Below are 19,188 nucleotides of genomic sequence, written 5' to 3'. Positions count from 1 at the left end.
ATAACTCAGCAGTAATCAAGCGGCATATCAGGGATTAGCGTAAAAAACGCCCGTCTTTCGACACCACGGTCAGCTCAGCATAGTCTGAGCCCTGGTGATTATTTTTGCCAAAGTTGACGATAAAGCCGTCAAAGTCTGTGCGGCCCATGCCTTCCAGTGCGGTGATCAGGCGTTCACTGTTAACATCCTTGCCAGCGCGCTTGATGGCTTCGACAAATACCTTGGCATCCAGAAAACCTTCTATGCCCAGATAAGAATATTCCTTGACACCCATCTTGCTCATGACTTTCTGATAGTCACGCACCAGCGTCGTGGTAGCAGAAAACGGGAAAGGCAACACCTGGGAAATGATGACGCCTACGCCATCCTTACCCAGCGCATTGATACCCGCCTGCGAAGCCAGTACTGACAACGCAAAATACTGCATGCCCTTGACCTTTTTGTTATACGCCAGGATGAAGTCGCTGGAAACTTTGCCCGCAGTGATCAGGATGATGGATTGCACATCTGCGGCTTCCATGGTGCTGACCGCTTTTTCCAGATCAGATGAATCGCTATTGACGCTGACGGTAGATGTCAGTTTCAACTGGCGCTTGCTGGCTGCCTGCTCTATGCCTGCCAGGCCTTCCTTGCCGAAGGCATTGTTCTGAACCACCACGCCCACTTTTTTGATGCCACGTACGCTCAGATGGTCAATGATTTTTTCGGTTTCGGTGACATAGCCAGCGCGAATATTAAAGATGCGGCGATTAAATGGCTTGCGCACCACTTCTGCCCCAGTCACTGGCGCAAAACTGACTATGCCGGCTTCATCCAGCAGGGGGATCAACGCCGTATTGGCCGGTGTGCCCAGCATGCCGAACAAGGCGACGACTTTTTCTTTTTCTATTAACTGCTTCGCGTTGGCGATGGATTTAGTGGCGTCGTAGGCATCATCCAGGATGACCAGACGTATCTTGCGGCCATTCACGCCACCTTGTGAATTGATGTAGTCGAAATAGGCTTTGGCACCGGTGGAATGAGCAACTCCCAGTTCTGCCAGGGTACCGGTCAAAGCAGTCGATTGACCAATGATGATGTCATTCGCATCTGCGTAGGCACTGACACTACAGCACAACATCAAATTGACGAGCAAAAGCCTGGCCATCGCTTTACAGCGATTTAATTTTACAAACATAGTGTCTCCAGTGTTTTATTTCCTTCTGTGCAAGATGCCAGAAGGTATTTTGGTTTTATGCCTGACAGAGTTTCTGTAAAGCATTGCCCAAAGAATAAAACACATCCCCGTCAAAGATTGTCATTTGAGTGACAATCAAGTTGCCGTAAGAAAACATCTATCTGCATTTAGCTACGTACCACTACATCACGATATTCACTGGGCGTCATGCCGACTGTCGCCTTAAAGATACGGGAAAAAGCACTGTGATCCTGGTAACCACAAGCGACGGCGATATCCGTAATGCTTAATTGTGACTCAGCCAGCAAGGAAGAAGCAGCGTCCAGGCGGATTTTGACCATCATCTGCCTGGGTGTAAGCGAAAATATCTTGTGAAAATTACGTTCCAGCTGCGCCACCGACAAGCCCGTCAGTTTGACCAGGTCTGCCATGGCAATAGTTTGCGTATAGTTTTGATGCAAGTGCTTTACCGCTGCAGCAATCTTGGCATATACAGGATGGCGCTGGTCAGGCATGGCCAGGTCGCGTGAAATGCCGGTCATGCCTATGATTTGATGACGGGTGTCACGCAAAGGGATTTTTTGCGTCAGGCACCAGCCTGGAGAACGGTTTGGATACAGATGCAGTTCGAGCTGATCATGGATTTCTTTTTTACCACTCAAGACCAACGCATCTTGTGTTGCATAGCTGGTTGCCAGTGAGGATGGAAACACCTCTTCCGCCTTCTTACCTAACAAAGCCTCTTTGTCCCGGACACCACAGCGCCTGACGAGAGTGTGATTTACCACCAGATAACGTCCCTCATTATCCTTGACGAAAAACACGATGTCCGGCATGGCATCGAACAGGCTTTCAGAAAAAAACACATTCGCCATCTGGCTGGCCATTTGCTGACGTTTTTCCTGCGCGGGAAAGGGGGTGGCTGGCAGCGTCAATTGATCAACTCCATAAACAAAGGGACGAGAAAGGGATGAAATAAGGAATAAAAAATATTATGTTGCAATTAACTTAATTTATAAATATATTTAAATTATATTAGAAATGTGGAGCTTATCTCAAAATCCAGTCTAAAATCTACACCTATGCCGATTTCTGCGCAAATCATCAGCAAATAAGGACAGCCCATGGCAAAATTAGAGACAGGAATATATTGCTATCCATCAAAAAACTTCGATAGTTATAGAAAAACGCGCAGAATTTGATGAGTCTGGCTTTTTACAAGGTAAAATTCGTACACGAATAGGTAAAATCCATACAAAATACAGAACATGGATATCTGATGCTTGCTACTCCTGAAAAAACACCCGCTTTTGCCCCCAAGCTGCGCGCTGCCGACGTTGCCTATGACGCTATAGAAAGCATGATCGTCACGCTGCAGTTAAAACCCGGCTCACCCGTAGTCGAGTCTGAACTGGTAGAAAGAACCGGTCTGGGCCGTACCCCGCTACGCGAAGCCCTGATGCGCATGTCTTCAAATGGCCTGATACAGCAGATGCCCAGACGCGGTCTGATCATCAGCGACATCGAAGCCGCCGAGCACATGACGCTGATAGAAACCCGCCGCGTCATCGAACGCCTGATCGCCGCCAGCGCCGCCCGCCGCGCCACGCCGCAACACCGCAAAGACATCATAGAATGCGCCGACAAAATGCTGGTCGCCGCCAAGCGCAATGACCTCAACGACTACATGGCCGCCGACCAGGCCCTCGATCACGTAGTCCACGAGGCCTGCCGCAACCCTTCTGCCGTCGCCGCCGTCATCCCCCTCATCATCAAATGCCGCCGCTTCTGGTACGCCTTCCAGCACGAAGGCGACATAGAAGAAGGCGCCCGCTGCCACATGCTGGTCGCCAAGGCAATTGCCAAAGGCAATGAAGAACAGGCAGCCAAGGCGGCGGATGGCTTGATGGATTACCTGGAGTCGTTTGCGCGTAAGGTGATTGGGTAGGTGAGGTAGAAGCACTCACACCGTAATCAAAAGAATATGAACCAAGGTCGTAATGACGTTGGGGTTGTTTTTGACTTTCCGCAGTTCCCATGTGTCGACGCCGTTTGTACTGCACAAACGGGAACCCCCTTTAGGGGGCGACGACGCCTGGGTCGCCTTTCTTTGAATACGTTCTTTGGCGACGCAAAGAAAGTATTTCGGCTGCCGGGCCGAGACCCGGCTTGTCTCCACGAAGGGCAATTTAATTTCAAGCTACACGGTAGGCAAGAACGCCTCTAGATTTCAGCCCAAAGCACGCTGGAATGACGTTGCCAGGATTGCCGTTCATATTGCAGCGCAATGGTCGCAAGCGATACACTTAAAGAATGGCACAAAACACACTCAATTGTGCCCAATTCTTCAGCAGCAAAGAGTATAATCTTGCCCCTATGGCATTCCACCCTTTTATTTCCAAACCCAACACCCAGGCGATCGCCCTGTCGACCGTCGTGTATGGTTTGCTGTATTTCGTGTTTATTGCGCTGCTGAAGGCTTCGATGGCACCAGCAACACTGGTGAATACAGATAGCGGTTTATGGGGGAACCAGCTGTTCATGGCCATCTTTGGTTTTGCTCAGTATGTGGTGCCTGGCTTGCTGGTAGGCTATCTGGCTGAAAAGTCGCCAATGATGCATGGGTATTTGCTGGGCATTGCTACCACAGCGCTGGTATATACCTATGCCAGTTTTGCCTATAGTGACAATCCTGCCCAGCTCCCCACCTCATATACAGTCTTGTACACCTGCTTTGTGGCTGGCGTCTGGTGCTCACTCGGTGCCGTCATTGCCGATCATCTCAGAACTTACAAGCAAGAAGAGAAATAAATCAAGACCAGTCAGGCTGGCGTTTTTCCAGAAAAGCCTGTACACCTTCTTGTGCCGACGCATCAAGCATATTGCAAGCCATGGTTTGTCCAGCCAGTTGATAGGCCGCTTCCACACCCATTTCCAGCTGCTTGTAGAATAACTGCTTGCCCATGCTGATCGCGACAGCAGGTTTGGCGATGATGCTAGCAGCAAGTTCTGCAACGCAGGTATCGAGTTGATCAGGGCTGACTACACGATTGATCAAACCACGCTGCATTGCTGTCTGCGCATCAATAAAATCACCCGTCAACAGCATTTCCATGGCTTGCTTACGTGAGACATTGCGCGACAAGGCGACTGCGGGTGTAGAACAAAACAGGCCGACATTGACACCTGATACAGCAAAGCTGGCATGGTCGCTGGCGACAGCCAGGTCACACATGCCCACCAGTTGGCAACCCGCCGCAGTAGCCAGCCCATGCACACGGGCGATGACAGGCTGAGGTAGTTTCTGGATAGCCAGCATGAGCTTGCTGCATTGCTGGAACAGGCTCTTATAATAGGCTTCCGAAGCATTTGCCTGCATTTGTTTCAGGTCATGGCCGGCGCAAAATGCCTTGCCAGCAGCAGCCAGCACAACTACCCGCACGCTTTCATCCTGCGCGATGGCCTTGAACTCAGTCTGCAAGCTAGCCAGCATTTCTTCTGACAGGGGGTTGAAGCGTTCGCCACGGTTCAGTGTCAGGGTGGTGACACCTGCTGCGTCGCTACGCAATACAAAGGGTGAGTCTGCAGCAGTACTCATTCTGCGTCTTCCTGTTCTGGCTCCATGCCAGTCTGCACACTCTTGCCCTGCCCCAGCAAGACCGGCGGCACATAGGTTGCCAGCAAATGCTCGCGGCTGGCCGGTGTTTCCAGGCTCACGCGCCCTAAAGCACCACTGCGGTAATCGAGCAACAGCGTATGTGAGGCTTTTTCATAATCCCAGTCGCCACCTTTGAGCTTATAGCCGCGTTTTCTTGCCACACCTTCTATGACGGAGACCGCATCAATACCATCGACCGGAAAGCCATAACGCTCGGTAATGAATTTCGGATAATGGATCAACAATTGCTCTGCAAGGAAGGTCGCAATTTCTTCCTCGATCAGCGCATTCACACCAACTGCATGGCTGGCTGCCAGCATCAGGCCGTCAGTAGGATGTTCTATCTTGGGCCACAGCATGCCAGGAGTGTCGGTCAGGATCATGTTTTTGCCCAGGTACAAGCGCTGCTGGGTCTTGGTCACAGCCGGTTCATCACCGACATTGGCGACACGTTTTTTGAGCAGGGCATTCATCAAGGTCGATTTACCGACATTGGGTATGCCCATGATCATCATACGCAGTGGCTTGGTGGGCACGCCGCGGTGCGGGGCTAGCTTCAGGGCCAGACCTGGTACTTTGGCGACATCGGAAGGCTTTTTGCAGCTCAGGGCAACGGCGAACACGCCCTTCTGGGCATTATAAAAATCCAGCCATGCCTTGGTGGCATTGGGATCAGCCAGGTCGGCCTTGTTCAAGATCTTCAGGCATGGACGTTGGCGAAAGTTGCGCAGCGACTCTACCATGGGGTTGCAAGATGCTTGAGGAATGCGGGCATCCTGCACTTCTATCACCAGATCGGTGTTTTCCATGGTTTCCGCCGCCTTCTTGCGGGCGGCGTTCATGTGGCCGGGGAACCATTGTATGGACATGCTTATTCTTCTTTTTAGCAAAAACAAAGCGATATTGTACGGAACTCTGCCCTGCTTGCGCCGGATTTTGCTGGCGATGCCAAAAAAGCCCTGCATTTATCTGAAACAGGCTTAAGCTATTAATGTACAAAAAGACATTAATGTTTAATATTTTTGCCAGAATTGTAAATTCAGTTGATTAATTTGTATGTGGATGCTATTTTTCTAATCCATGATTTGTTGTGTTTTTATTAGCGCCTGAAACATTTCCCCACAGGAAATTCAAGCAAGTTTTTCACCCTTGAAAAAGGGTGAAGGTGAAGCTCGTGCCAACAAGCAACAAGGCGGGTATAAGGACGGACATAGGCAAGCGGCACAGCAGTAGGAATTTTATTGTTTTTTGAGCTTACATAACCATAGGCAGATGAGCGATGAAGGTAATTTCCTGGAATCTGAAAAATGTCAGTCTCAACAAGCTCACCAAGGGCACCAGTTTCCAGCCCCTGTTCCAGACCTATGGCATGGGCAATACCGTTCTTGATTATGTGACCAATGTCGTCATGGGCGCCGAGCAATGGGAAGGCGTTATTTCTTCTGCCCCCGTTGACTTGTTCGTGGTCATAGAACTCAAGACCGGTGGCTCCCGCAAAGGGAGTAATGTGTCAGGCAATTGCCTGCCGACCCTGGCTGCGCTGCGCGATGCGATGAATGCCGCAGTGGTCGCCATGAACCATAATCCCCTGGAATACACTTACCAATACATCGTACCAGTTGTCACAGGGCGGCATGAAACGGTAGGCTTCATCTATAACACCAGAGAGTTGAACCCAACTGCACTGACGCTGGAGCGCAATACCGTCACCGATGCCTTCCTGCCCGGCAGGACACCGCTGGTCGCCGCCTTCAATGTCTTGTCAAAACCGGGTACGACGATGCGTTTCTCCGGCATACACGATCCTCCACCGAATGGTGGTGCCGCTGTCAGGATGCGCCCGCCCATCGATTTTTGCAGGCAACTGGTGAACACTCCTTCAGCGGCGGTACAGAACACCTTTTTCCTTGGTGACTTTAATTGTCAGCCGACGGACAGCTATGTGAACGGGAATGGTGTCACGGTAAGACCATTCAGCAACCTGAACAATTATGGAACTGACCTGGAGAACAATTCACTCTCCAGTGTCAGGAAGCGGCTGGACAATAACCAGGCAGGGCAAGCTGCCTATCTGAGCGCGCCGTATGACAATAACATTTTCTGGATAACACCAAATATTGTCATCGGTACTGGCATGGAAGAAGTTGCAGACCTCATCGGTGAAGCCAAGGACAGTACTTTTGACCCGCCTAATAATCTGTATCCAGCCAGGGGAAGGGCGGTACTGAATGCCTACAATGCGGTCTCAGATCATCTGCCTGTCATCACGGAATTCAACGTCATCTAACCAAGAACAGCAGGGGCATAGCGCATGGCTTACTGGAAATTTACCGATGTCTATGGCAGCACTTACCCGGCGCTGAGTAATTCCATACTCAGTGTGCTGGTATTTGATGTACCGTCCGGCTCTCCCATCAGCGGCACAAATTTCAGTGCCAACCTGGATTTGCAGGCGACTGGCAAGTCCATGGCCGTGCTGTCAAAAATGCTGGGCATGAACAGCGTGCCCATGACCGGCACAGTCACGACCACGAACAATGAACTTAACATTGATCTGACGTCGAGCAATAATGCCGCGATACTGAGCGCACTGGCAGCCTGCATCCCTGTCATAGGTGGTCAGCTTATGCAGGCTGCCAGTCTGGCCATCAAGAACACCACGCCGCAATCTGCCACCGTTGATGACGATCCGACGACGGACCAGTTCAATCTGAATACCACGGTCAAGATAGGCAGTGGCAGCGGGAATGTGAGCACGCAGATACCGATGAGCAATGGCCTGTTCACCATGAGTGCCACGTTCGACAACTTTGGCATAGGTTTGAGCGACCTGAATTTCCTGGTGCCGGGCGCACAGTTTTCCAGCATGTTCCCAACCACGCTGCCAACGAATTACTACAACCCGGCCAGCACGACCTTGAATCTCCTGTCGCTGGAATTGTCGCTGTATGTCAAGACTACGCCTTCGCTGAGTATCAGTGTCAATAATGTCTCGACCTCAATAGGCATAGTCAATATACCGCTGTATCCGAATGCGCTATTCCTGAACCCGCTGGCGATCTGGATCAGTGTCAGCAATCCTCTCAGCAACCCGACACCGACCTGGGGACTCAACGGCACGATCGCGCTCTACCCTTACGACAAGCAGACCAGCCCGCCCAGTGTGCCGCCGGATTTTAGTTATGATCTGGCGATGCAGATGCCGACCAGATCCGACCCCACTTTTTCTGTCACTGGCACGCTCGAAAATCCGCAAAACCTGCCAGTGTCGCAAATCCTCTGTGACCTCATGAGTGACGGCAGTTTCAACACTGGCATATCGAATCAACTGACACTGGAAACATTTGATTTTGCCACCGTGGCCGACACCTCGACAGGCACGATCAGTGAATTTTCTGTCGAGATAGCGATGAATGCCACTGCGAACGGCGGCTCTTACCTCGGCTTGTTCAGTGACAGTTTTGGCGTCAAGGATTTCAGTATCGCGGTTGCTTACGTCAAGTAAGTGGCAAATAAGTGGCAAATGAATATAGAACCATCCTCTATTGAAAACGAAGGTGCGCGGACCATGGGTACAACGATCAATTTTAAAACCACGCTGGTCATAGGCGAACAGGATGTACCACTGGCTTCAGAAATTGTACTGGGCCAGAGCGATTCGCAGGAAGGTGCCAGCAATGGCTTTTTATTCAAGCTGGACCGTGAACCCTTTGATCCGCCTGTCACGATTTATCTTGGTGACGTCATCAACTTCATCAATACCAAACTCGGTGGTGGCAATGTCGCCAGCAATCCCGGCATGGCCCTGATCAGCCAGGCATTCCCCAATATGAACCCGGCCAATTTCAATTCCAGCAACCAGACACTGGTCAACATTTATGAATTCAGCCTCAATTCGACGACCAAGGAATTCCTGTTTTCTTTCAATCTTGATGTAGAGGGTTCCAATCCTGACGTCGGACTGATTGCCCTGCCGCCTGTCTTGTCGAACTGGCTCAAGATAGAAAGTCTGGCGATTTCTTTTTCTGCCAGCAGTCAATCCTGATCACCTTGATCAGCCCTGAATAATCCAGACTCCGCGCCGCCATGCCCACTACATCCAATACTGCCATAGACCTTACCCTCGGCCTGAACCTGCAAATCGGTTCAGTTCCTGTTTCCCTGAGCGCGGAAGTGGAAAACAACTCGAACGGCGCTGTCTACAACTTCAGTGGTTCGGTGCAGGATGCCACGATTGATATAGGCAAGTTCATGAGCTATATCGGCCAGCAGTTTGGCGTTGATGTACAGTTTCCGCCTGAACTGAACCTGGAAGCGATCATCGACTATGTGGCCGGGCAGATCACCTATACCAAGCCTGTCACTGGTGCAACGACCACAGAAATGGGGATGGCAGCCAAGTTTGAACTGATCTATCAGAATGGCGATAGCACCGAGAAATTTGGCTTCAGCTTTTATGCCGACACTATCCTGACCAGTGGTTCCACTACCAGCAACTATGTGGTCGGCGCTTCGATAGATACCAACCTGGCATTCAAGGATTTGCCTCTGGTCGGCAGCATACCGGTGTTCAATGAATTTACACTACAGCACCTGGGCTTCAGCTATACCAATGCTGATCCCGCACAAAATAATGGCAAGCCTGTCAGCTTCAATATCCCCCAGGTGTCGAAAAGCAGTAATCCATTAAAGCCGGCAGGTTCACCGACCTCACGTGAAAGCAATACCTATGCGATAGATACGAAAGGTGACCAGACTACTTTCAGTCTGAATAAAAAAGGGTTTGCTTTCACCGCAGGCCTGCTGCGCGATGGCAGCAATAGTGCTGTCAGCAATTTCTCTTTGCCCATGGCCTTGCCTGCTGCCCCGGCTTCTACTGCGCCAGCCACTTATTACCAGGGTAGTGGTAGCGGCAGCGTCAAAGCCAGCCCGCCAGCCAGCCCCATCAACTGGATCAATATCAACAAGACTTTTGGCCCGGTTGACCTGCAAAAAATCGGCCTGAATTATAAAAGCGGTGAAGCGACGTTTGGTCTATCTGCCGGATTTTCCATGGGGGGTTTTTCGCTGGACTTGCAAGGCCTGTCCATCACCTTCCCCCTGCCCTTGCCCGGTATGCCAGCGGGTGACACAGTCAGTTTCGATCTTGATGGTCTGGCGATGGATTTCCAGCGCGGCAATCTGAGGCTGGGCGGCGCATTCCTGAAAGTCAAACAGAACGACATCACGAATTATTTTGGTGAGGTCGTCGTGCAGGTCGCCAGTTATGGCTTCAAGGCCATAGGTGGTTATGCCCCGGCACAGAATAATAATCCGGCATCCTTCTTCATCTATGCGAACCTGCAGGTTCCTTTGGGTGGCCCACCCTTCCTGTATGTATCCGGCCTGGCCTTTGGTTTTGGTGTCAACTATGCGTTGAACCTGCCGACCATCGCGACCCTGCCTGGTTACCTGCTGTTGCCAGGCAAGGCACCGGCTCAACCATCGGATGCCGGTGCAGCCTTCAGCAGTGTACTGACGCAACTGGCCAGTGGCACCAATCCCGTTGTGACCAACCAGCCTGGCCAGTACTGGGTGGCGGCTGGTATACAGTTCACGTCTTTCAATATGGTGTCGGCCTTTGCCCTGGTCACGGTGTCGTTTGGCGTCAGCACGCAAATAGGTTTGCTGGGTTCCTGCTCCATTACCTTGCCCAAAGGGGCCAGCAGCCCGCTCGCTTACATAGAGATTGATATCGTCGCCTCGTTCACGCCAGACAGTGGTGCACTGGCAGTGGCTGGCGTGGTCACTCCTGCATCCTACCTGTATGGCGACTTCGTCAAGATCAGTGGTGGCTTTGCCTTCAATATCTGGTTCAGTGGTGCGCACAAGGGTGATTTCGTTGTCACGGTGGGCGGCTATAACAGCGCCTATTCCAAACCGGCCTGGTACCCTGCCGTGCCACGCATGCAAATGGGTTTTGCATTGGGGCCTTTCCAGGCATCGGGTTCGTCTTACCTGGCCCTGACACCGGCGATGTTCATGGCGGGCATGCAGTTTTCTGCGACCTTCTCGCTGGGTTCCATCAAGGCCTGGTTCAATTGCGGCATGGACTTTTTGATCGCCTGGGCGCCCTTTGTCTATCGGGCAGATGCCTATGTCAATGTCGGTTGCTCGGTTGATCTTGGCCTGTTCACGATACGTGTCAGCGTGGGTGCGAATCTGCAGGTCTGGGGGCCCTCATTTGGTGGCCGTGCCGAAGTTGATCTCGACATCGTCAGCTTTACCATCAGCTTCGGTTCTTCTGCACCCAACCCTGCACCTGTCAGTTGGCAGAATGTAGCGGACAACTTCTTGCCTGGCAGCGCTTCAACTTCATCGAATTCTGCCAGTGCTGTGTCGGCCCGCAGCATGAGTATGTTGAGCATGCAGAAATCGGCCAGCATGACAAAAACTGCCAAGCTCAGCACCGCCAGCGCAAATGCAAGTACCGACACCAATGCATCTGCATCCGTCGCCGTTGGTTTGTTGCAACAGGACATCGTTGATGCCGAAGGCCGTAGTTGGGACTGGATCGTCGATCCAAATCAGTTCCAGCTCATGACTGCATCGACCATACCGTCGAATGTGGCGCGCTGGAGTACCGGCAGCGGCACGACAACGACGATACCGAATGTAATGCCTGTCGCCAGCACCACAGCCCTGCCGCATCTGGTGGCAGCCAGCGAGTCTTACTCAAGCACACAGATATGGAATCCGACGATCAGCGTCAAGCCCATGAAGCTGTCAGGCGTGCAGACCATTCATACCGTCACTCTGACCAAGGCAGATAATAACGGCAACTTCACTGACTACATCAATGAAGTGCAAATCCAGCCTGTATTGGGTAACTCGAATACCGCATTGTGGGGTGACCCGAATGCCAGCAAGGATGCCAATGCTGCGGCCCTGCTGCCACATACGTTGATGGGTTTCAATATCACGGCCCTGCCGCGCAACCCGTTGACGGTCAACAATGTGCCATTGATACAGCTGATTTTTACGGCTGGCAACCAGACTACCTTCAGCTATACCTCACAGCAGTCTGACCAGAATTACACGGTGACCTCGACCATCACCAGCCCGGCAGAAGTATTGCAGATCAATGTCACAGGAGCCAGTACGCAAGCGCTGACGAACCAGAATTATGTACTCAGCTCGCTGACGAATAACTGGGTCAGCAGCCAGCGCAATACCGTGCTGGATGATCTGACGGCCAATGGCTTTGGCACCTACACGCCTGCGCAATTGAACCTGACGGCCATGGCCACGACAGAAGCCCTGACTGACTGGCCACTGGTAGGTGTGCTGGGTGAAGCAATAGCAGCCTAGCAATTGCGGCTTGTCTGGAATAGCGCAACAAATAATGTATAGATGAATATTTTTTCTGAAGGTGTGGATCAACATGGCTGTCAATGACGATGAAACCTATTTGCTGCATCAACAGGTATCCTTTATCCAGCATTTCCTGCCTGGCCTGGATGCTGGCGGTTATCAGTTAAACGTAAGGCAAAACATACTCGACAATGCAGGCAACGCTGTCAGCGGTGCAGACTATAGCAATAGCTATACCTTTGCGGTAACGGCAGACCGCTTTGCGATTTCACAGCCGGGTAATGTGATCAGCTCTGTATTCCCCTCGGATAATGCCTCAGGCGAATTCAGCAACGTCTTGCCGCATGTGGTGTTCTCACAAAAGACCTTCCCCTGGGTACGTTACCCGACCAATCAATTGCCATATTCACCGCCAGAGGCTGGTACAGATACCGATGCCGACGTACCGACCTGGCTGTGGGTCATGTTGCTCGATGAAGACGATGTCAGCACCTGCGCCGCTGAAGGTTTGAGCCTGAGCCTGTCTGCTGCGACCCGCAGTGTGGCCGACCTGTTCCCGCAGACTGCCCTGCCATCTGGCACGAACAGCAGCCTCGGGAATAATTATTCCTACTTCAATGGTGCCACCACAATATTGGGTCTCGAACCCGGTGAGACATTAACCGATGCCATCCAGACCATTGATGTGCCTCTGAGCCTGTTCTGGAAAATCGCACCGAGTGTTGAGGACTTGAAGCAGATGGCGCATGGTCGTGTAGTCAGCCTGATCAACCAGCCAACCACGACCAATACACCAAACCCAGGTGAGCCTACCGGTTCATTCTCCGTCGTATTTGGCAACCGTCTGCCTGCCACTGGCAAGAAGACCGTAGCCTTTCTGGTGTCACTCGAAGAATTGCAAAACTTTTTGCCCAGTACCAGCAGTGGTGGCGCACCGGCAGGCAACACTTACAATGGAAATTTGTCGCTGAGGTTGGCAGTACTCAGTACCTGGACTTTCTTCAGCACCGGCCAGCCAGCGACCTTTGTCCACCAGTTGCTGAGCCTGAATGATCGCATCATTGATGACCCGAAAAAGCAACCGCCACCAGCTGCTGTAAATACCAATCTGCGCCTGCCCTACCAGGGCAGCAATGCTGTGGTACGCGGGGCATTGAATATGGGCTATGTGCCGCTCAATGAAACCCTGCGCACGTCCGGCCAGACGGTGTCATGGTACCGTGGCCCGCTGACACCTTACCAGGTCACGCAGTCATGGTTGCAGGTACCGATAGCCTCGCCCGATGCAGCCACCATCTTTGACCCTACCACGGGTTTGCTTGACACTTCTTACGCCGCCGCATGGACCATAGGCCGCATGGTGGCCTTGCAGGATACTTCGTTCTCAACAGCCTATTACACCTGGAAGCGTGATCTGGAAATGCAGGTGCAACAATCCGTCGAAGACCAGATGCTGGAACAAAGCCTGGGGGCTTCGCTGGACCTGGCACCGCAAGCGAAACAAATGAAACTCATGGTCGGCGCACCAGCACCGCATGGTTCAAATTCGCTGCTAAAGCGCACCATCATGTCACTCAATCCTGAGAATTAATATGAAATCCGTGTACACGCGCTCAGCGCTGATAAAGAATTTACAGACGGCTTATTCCAGTCCCGCCAATCTGCAGGCAAATCTAGCCAATCCTGCCATGCCGCAAGTGCTGGTGGATTGGCTGGCCAACCTGGCTTTGCTGCATGGCGTGCCCTTCAATTACCTGGTGCCGGATGAAAGCATGTTGCCGCCAGAATCCCTGCGCTTTTTTTATCTCGATAGTAACTGGGTTTCTGCACTGACGGACGGCGCCATGAGTATAGGCCGCAACCTGACTACACAGCTTGATACGCCAGAAATGAATTTGCAATCTGCCGTCTTGCCCGAGGTGTCCACGCAGGTCAGGAGCACCGCTACTCAAGTCAGGGCCAAGGCCTTTGGTATTACGGCCAAACTCAGCGAGAGCAATTCGACAGTCATCAGCGGCTTTGTCTTGCGCTCTTCTTTAGTACTTGATTACCCGAGCATGGGCGTGAATGTCTATCCTCTCGGTGGCACACCAAAAGACGTGTCACCTGTCATGCTGCAAATCTTGCGACTGGAACAATTGGGGCCACAGTCTGACACGCTGATCTGTCTGGTTGCAGGTGATGCCTACCGTGTCGACATACATGAAGCACCACAGGCGCTGCATTACGGTATCGATTGTTTCCAGAATGGCTGCACCGTCAGGGGCCAGGCCGCCGCCGCGGTCAAGAATCTGTACACCTTTGGCAATGCTACTGCCAATAGCAATGGCACTACGACGAACAGCGTCACCATGAGCCAGACTGTGACGCCGACCGATATAAGTTCATGTTTCCGCAGCATATCGCCGCGTGTGCTGGGCATGGACAGTTTGTCCAAACTCATTCTGCAAGCTAACCGCGCTGTCGCACCACCACCGGGCACCACTGCCCCCAACAGTATCGATTCTGCTGAGATGGGCTTTGAGATGACCGAGGGTGTGGGCATGGTCAGTTTTTATAAATCAAATTAATTAAGCCAGCGACTGAAAATTATGATGAACGCAATCGTTCCACTCAATATTGCCGCGCTGCGCGTCAACAATAACGACGCCACCAACGTTGTCGGCGGCTTCCAGGGCAAGACAGCCAGCTTCAATTCCATGCCCTGGTACAACCCGAATGGTGGTACGCCACCGGCAGCGGCCAGTACCGGTGACAAGATTTACGCTCCGCTGGGCAGTACAGCAAGTGGCAACCCACTCAACAGCCCGGCTAATCCCCTAGGTGTTGGCGTGCATCTGCAATGGGAATTGCCTGATTATTTTCGCAAAGGGACACAACCTGCCGAAGGCGGCAACCTGGTTTTCCCGGCTGCGCCAAACCGCTGGCTGGTAACTCGCTTCCTGAGTTTCTATGATACGCAAACCCAGGCGTATGGCAGCATCAGCAGCAAGAGCTGGGTAGTCGAGAGTGATTACCTGTCATCGACGCTGCAGGCCGATGCTTCTGGCATCATACGGCCTGTCATCTCTGTTCCTATCCCAGCCCAGCCTGGCTTCCAGCAGCAGCCTTTCATGTACATGGGGCGGGTGGTCGATGCAGCAAGCTGGAACCCGGCGAATACACCGGCATCGAATTACCTGCCGAATTACAAGGCCACTGATGGCAACTCGCTGTACCTGACATCAATAGGTTTTGTCGGTGCCTATTTTGGCTCTTACTACCCTGAATGCTGCAGTGTGTTTGGCTTCTGGGATAATTTTTCTGACGTGCCTTACGCTGGCTACAAGTCTTTGTATGAAGCCCTGAAGGCGAATGCGACGATACAGTTCCGCACCAGTTATCAGGTCACGGGCTGGCTCAATGAGAGCATGTCTGATCCTCTGGCTAACATCGATGCCCATATTACCGACGACTATAACCGCTACCTGGCTGACTGTAACAACAACCATGTTGCCCCTGAATTGACGCCCAATGATTTTTTCCAGCAGATCACCAGCGGAAAAATGAAGTGGACCTTCAATATGGCCGATGTCAGCTATGAGCTCAATCAGGATCACACGATTGCAGCGCTCAACTATCCAGACGAAACCCTGTCTGCCGGCACCAGCCAGGAAGTTGTCTGGAACATGCTCAGCAATCCCGGCACGACTTACTTTTTGCAGTCGAACAATGCAGGCAACGTTTCAGTCTGGGATACCCAGGTCGAGATTGCCGTCGGCAATTCAACCGAAGAAGCCGTGGCTGCCATGCTCAAGACCGACATGGGCCAGCAGACCAATGATCCAAATGTATTGAGCAATTATGAATACCTGCTGGATGCCCTGCAACTGGGCCTGCTTGCCGATCTGGAAAAAACACCCAACAAGTTGATCACGCTGGAAGAAGCACTGCACAGCAATGCATTTTCCACCGACCCCGGAGGTTACTTATGGATTATCGGCAGCAAGGAAGTGAATGGTGACACCCCGGTCAATCCCGATACCGAGGTCACCCTGCCACTGGACCTGGCCGAACAACTCTACCTGTTGAACCAGGCACAGAAAAACTACGACATGGGCCGCGCCGCGCTCTCCACCATGCGCAAGCAATTGTTCATGGACTGGACGCATTATGTGAAGCTGTACACGGGTGAAATCACAGACCCGAATATCAGTATCAGCAATATGACGAATTTCATCAACACTGCCAGCGGCGGTGAATTGAATGCCGTCATCGCCAAGAGTACGGCGGTTGGTATGTTGTCGTATATTACGGACGAAGAATCAGGTGCAGTCACTGGTGTCAGCCAGCCAGTCAGCGGTGTCTCTCTCTCCAGTCTGGCTTACAAGGTCTGGGACAATTATCAGGTAGTGCAAAATGCCCTGGCGGCTTACCCGGCCTGGCAGGTGCAATGCACGAAGAGTGACGCTTTCTATCTGCCGAATGAACCCCTGGTATTGATGCAGGGTGACATGATGGAACCTGCCAGCAGGAATGGCAAGAAAGCACTGACCTTTGTACGTCTGAGCCAGGAAATACTGGGGCAGCTCAATATCAGCTACAACGGCAATGAGCTCCGGGTAGCGGCCAGCAACACAGGCATAGTTCCTGCCATCAACAGCAATATACCCATGGGTAGCGATGTCAACGCCCTGCTAGGCGAAGCCTGCCTGATCACGCCCATGCTGGCAGCGGCAGTTGCATCCGGTCTCGCTGCAATAGGAGGGGCAAATAATCCGGCAGTCAGCTCACTGTCCGCATTTACCACCAGTCTGATGTATGCGCAAGGTGGCCTGAGCCCGCTTGATATTGTACCGAATGCCGGTGGTGTGCCTGCATCCACAGATACCAGTCTGTTTACAACGGTGGCAAGCGACAACTACCAGGCCGCAGCCAATCCCGTTATCGCTATCAGCGCACCACAGTCATTGAATATCACATTCAGCAATACCACCAACAATGGCTGGGCACCAAATACCATAGGCTGGAGCACCCAGGCTACACCAGCCGGTTTCCCATCCAGCCAGGTCAATCCCTTCCTGCCCGTATTTATGGTCTGGAACGTCAGGCTCAATCCTTTGCTGTGGGAAGCCAGGGACGGCAATGGCAACGCGATTTATTCACCATCCAATCTCACGGACTTCTTTACTCTGGATACAGATGCTGTCGATTACGTCTATAAGATGAATGGCAGCCAGGCGGTCAACTTCACCTCGCCAGACGCCATCACTTATGGCAATTCATCGACGATGAGTTCCAACTCCACCGGCGTGCTGGTGTACCAGATCAACTCTTATATAGCCAGCCACCCCGGTGACCCGGACAACCCTACCCTGCAAAGCATAGCTGACCTGTATGCCGACAAGAACTTCCTGGCGCAATCGATCAGCGGCTTCAATATCCAGCAGATATTGACTGCCGATGTTGCCCAGGTAGCGGTGCAGGACCTGACCAAGGGCAGCCGCGACAGCGTGACCACCGCCGTTGCCAACGCCGCCAAACAAAATGCCTGGGACAACTGGTATGACTTTGGCTTCAACAGCCAGCAACCTATCTCCACGGGCTTGCTGGCCCAAGGTAATTTTGGCCCCTTGCGTTCTGGCTTCCTGGAGATCATGAGCATAGAAATCGTCGATGCCTTTGGTCAGCGCATGGATCTGGCAACTTCGGCGACCAATCCTGACGGTTCTCTTGAGGTGATTACCGCTTACTCCATGACGCCGCCTGCTGAAGATACAGCGAACCAGGGCAAGATTTACCTGCCACCAAGGTTACTGGCCTCTAGCCGCCTGTGGTTCCAATGGTTGTCAGCCTCGTATGACACCAGCATCGCCGGTATCACCGGGGATTTTGAAGAGATGAGCCATCACCCTGCCACCTCACCCGTGTGCGGCTGGATCATGCCGAATCACCTCGACAATAACCTGTTCTTCTACAATGCGGATGGCAGTCCGATCGGCACTTTTGGCATAGAACATCTGAGCACCAACCCAGCGCTGGTCTATCGCACCCGTGCCGGTAACCTGGCCAATCCTACCAGCAGCCTGGCCTATGACATAGGCGAACCAGGCTTACCCAAGGTGAACGCCAACCTGGCCAACTACATGTGGTACATCAATGGCCAGAACGCCAGCTACCTGCAAGACTTGATGAAGGTGATACTGGACTCGGCCGACTATATCAACCCGGCCAATTACGCCAGGGATGCGAATCTGTCGGTACTGCTGGGTAATCCCCTGGCCCTGGTCAGGGCCTCGGTCGGGCTGGAAACTGCTGGCAACCTGCTGCCAATCAGCCAGGCAAGCAGCGGCCCTGGCGCACCACTCCCGCAAGACGTGAATAATAACCGCGTCAATTACACAGACCGCATGGCCTACAGCAGTGCCAACCTGCAAAACCTCAACTTCCCACTGCGGCTGGGGGACCTCGCCAATCTGGATGACGGGCTGGTTGGTTACCTGATGGATGGCACTGGCGACAATCCCTACACCGGTGCCGTATTTTATGCACCTGCAGCCGATCCTGGTATGCAGGGCGGCGTCCGGGCGCCGATTGAAACCACGGTGCAACTGACCCTGAATGCAGCGTCACGTCACCTGACCATGCTGGTTGATCCGCGGGCGGCAGTGCATGCCACGACAGGCATATTGCCTGTCAATGAACTGAGCATACCGCCTGACCAGTATTCGACCGCAATGAACAGCCTGCAAGTCAATTTCGTCACCAGACCCATGCTGAAAATGAACCAGGGTCTGGTCGTACCCTTACCTGCTGAGGCCGGCTATGCATGGTCGTGGATCACACCGGGCAGCACTACCGAGACAGCGCTGATCGCCAACGCCGCCAATGAAACCCCGGTCTATGGTTATTCACCACAGACCCTGCAGGAGGGCTGGCTGGAACTCACCCCGGATAGTAATGAATGAACCATGCATATAAGCAGTAACAACCAAGCCAGCACTACTGAACATTTATTATT

13 protein-coding genes are annotated in these 19,188 nt (G+C 52.5%); 9 read left to right on the top strand and 4 right to left on the bottom strand.

Features of this window, described 5'->3' with window-relative positions; all coding sequences use genetic code 11:
• Nucleotides 1-34: 34 nt before the first annotated feature.
• Both AC3WQT_RS21690 and AC3WQT_RS21685 read right to left on the bottom strand, forming a co-directional pair.
• A complete protein-coding gene (locus AC3WQT_RS21690; RefSeq protein WP_492706997.1) occupies nt 35-1,177 on the bottom strand; it encodes an ABC transporter substrate-binding protein in 1,143 nt (380 codons plus the stop codon).
• Nucleotides 1,178-1,344: 167 nt separating this feature from the next.
• Nucleotides 1,345-2,112 carry a PAS domain-containing protein gene (locus AC3WQT_RS21685; RefSeq protein WP_492706995.1) on the bottom strand — a complete coding sequence of 256 codons (768 nt, stop codon included), beginning with the start codon at nt 2,110-2,112 and terminating at the stop codon, nt 1,345-1,347.
• Nucleotides 2,113-2,456: 344 nt separating this feature from the next.
• Here AC3WQT_RS21685 and AC3WQT_RS21680 point away from each other — a divergent pair, with 344 nt between their 5' ends.
• A complete protein-coding gene (locus AC3WQT_RS21680) occupies nt 2,457-3,125 on the top strand; it encodes a GntR family transcriptional regulator (RefSeq protein ID WP_492706993.1) in 669 nt (222 codons plus the stop codon).
• A 428-nt stretch (nt 3,126-3,553) separates the two neighbouring features.
• Nucleotides 3,554-3,988, top strand: a complete 435-nt coding sequence (locus tag AC3WQT_RS21675) for a hypothetical protein (RefSeq protein WP_492706991.1) — start codon at nt 3,554-3,556, stop codon at nt 3,986-3,988.
• Nucleotide 3,989: 1 nt separating this feature from the next.
• On the opposite strand, the gene AC3WQT_RS21670 is transcribed toward AC3WQT_RS21675, so the two are convergent.
• Nucleotides 3,990-4,775 (bottom strand): enoyl-CoA hydratase, encoded by a 786-nt coding sequence (locus tag AC3WQT_RS21670; protein WP_492706990.1) that lies wholly within the window; start codon nt 4,773-4,775, stop codon nt 3,990-3,992.
• Entirely contained in the window at nt 4,772-5,704 is a 933-nt protein-coding gene (gene ylqF / locus AC3WQT_RS21665; protein WP_492706988.1) for a ribosome biogenesis GTPase YlqF, read from the bottom strand. The genes AC3WQT_RS21670 and ylqF overlap by 4 nt, the downstream gene beginning before the upstream one ends.
• 410 nt (nt 5,705-6,114) lie before the next feature.
• Between ylqF and AC3WQT_RS21660 the strand changes: the two genes are divergently transcribed.
• From AC3WQT_RS21660 to AC3WQT_RS21630, 7 genes are all read left to right on the top strand, one after another.
• Entirely contained in the window at nt 6,115-7,122 is a 1,008-nt protein-coding gene (locus AC3WQT_RS21660) for an exonuclease/endonuclease/phosphatase family protein (protein WP_492706986.1), read from the top strand.
• 24 nt (nt 7,123-7,146) lie between these two features.
• Entirely contained in the window at nt 7,147-8,340 is a 1,194-nt protein-coding gene (locus tag AC3WQT_RS21655; RefSeq protein WP_492706984.1) for a hypothetical protein, read from the top strand.
• Nucleotides 8,341-8,358: 18 nt separating this feature from the next.
• Nucleotides 8,359-8,880 (top strand): hypothetical protein, encoded by a 522-nt coding sequence (locus AC3WQT_RS21650; protein WP_492706982.1) that lies wholly within the window; start codon nt 8,359-8,361, stop codon nt 8,878-8,880.
• 41 nt (nt 8,881-8,921) lie between these two features.
• On the top strand, nt 8,922-12,185 hold the full coding sequence (locus AC3WQT_RS21645) for a DUF6603 domain-containing protein (protein WP_492706980.1): 3,264 nt from the start codon (nt 8,922-8,924) through the stop codon (nt 12,183-12,185).
• Between the two features lie 73 nt (nt 12,186-12,258).
• A complete protein-coding gene (locus AC3WQT_RS21640; protein ID WP_492706979.1) occupies nt 12,259-13,779 on the top strand; it encodes a hypothetical protein in 1,521 nt (506 codons plus the stop codon).
• Between the two features lies 1 nt (nt 13,780).
• Nucleotides 13,781-14,758: a hypothetical protein gene (locus tag AC3WQT_RS21635; protein WP_492706977.1), complete on the top strand. Its 978-nt coding sequence runs from the start codon at nt 13,781-13,783 to the stop codon at nt 14,756-14,758.
• A gap of 21 nt (nt 14,759-14,779) precedes the next feature.
• Nucleotides 14,780-19,135 (top strand): hypothetical protein, encoded by a 4,356-nt coding sequence (locus AC3WQT_RS21630; protein WP_492706975.1) that lies wholly within the window; start codon nt 14,780-14,782, stop codon nt 19,133-19,135.
• The last annotated feature ends 53 nt before the right edge of the window (nt 19,136-19,188 follow it).

The organism is Undibacterium sp. FW305-107 (assembly GCF_058788535.1).
Note: the sequence above shows the minus strand (reverse complement) of the source record. Positions and strands in the feature narration are given on the sequence as shown.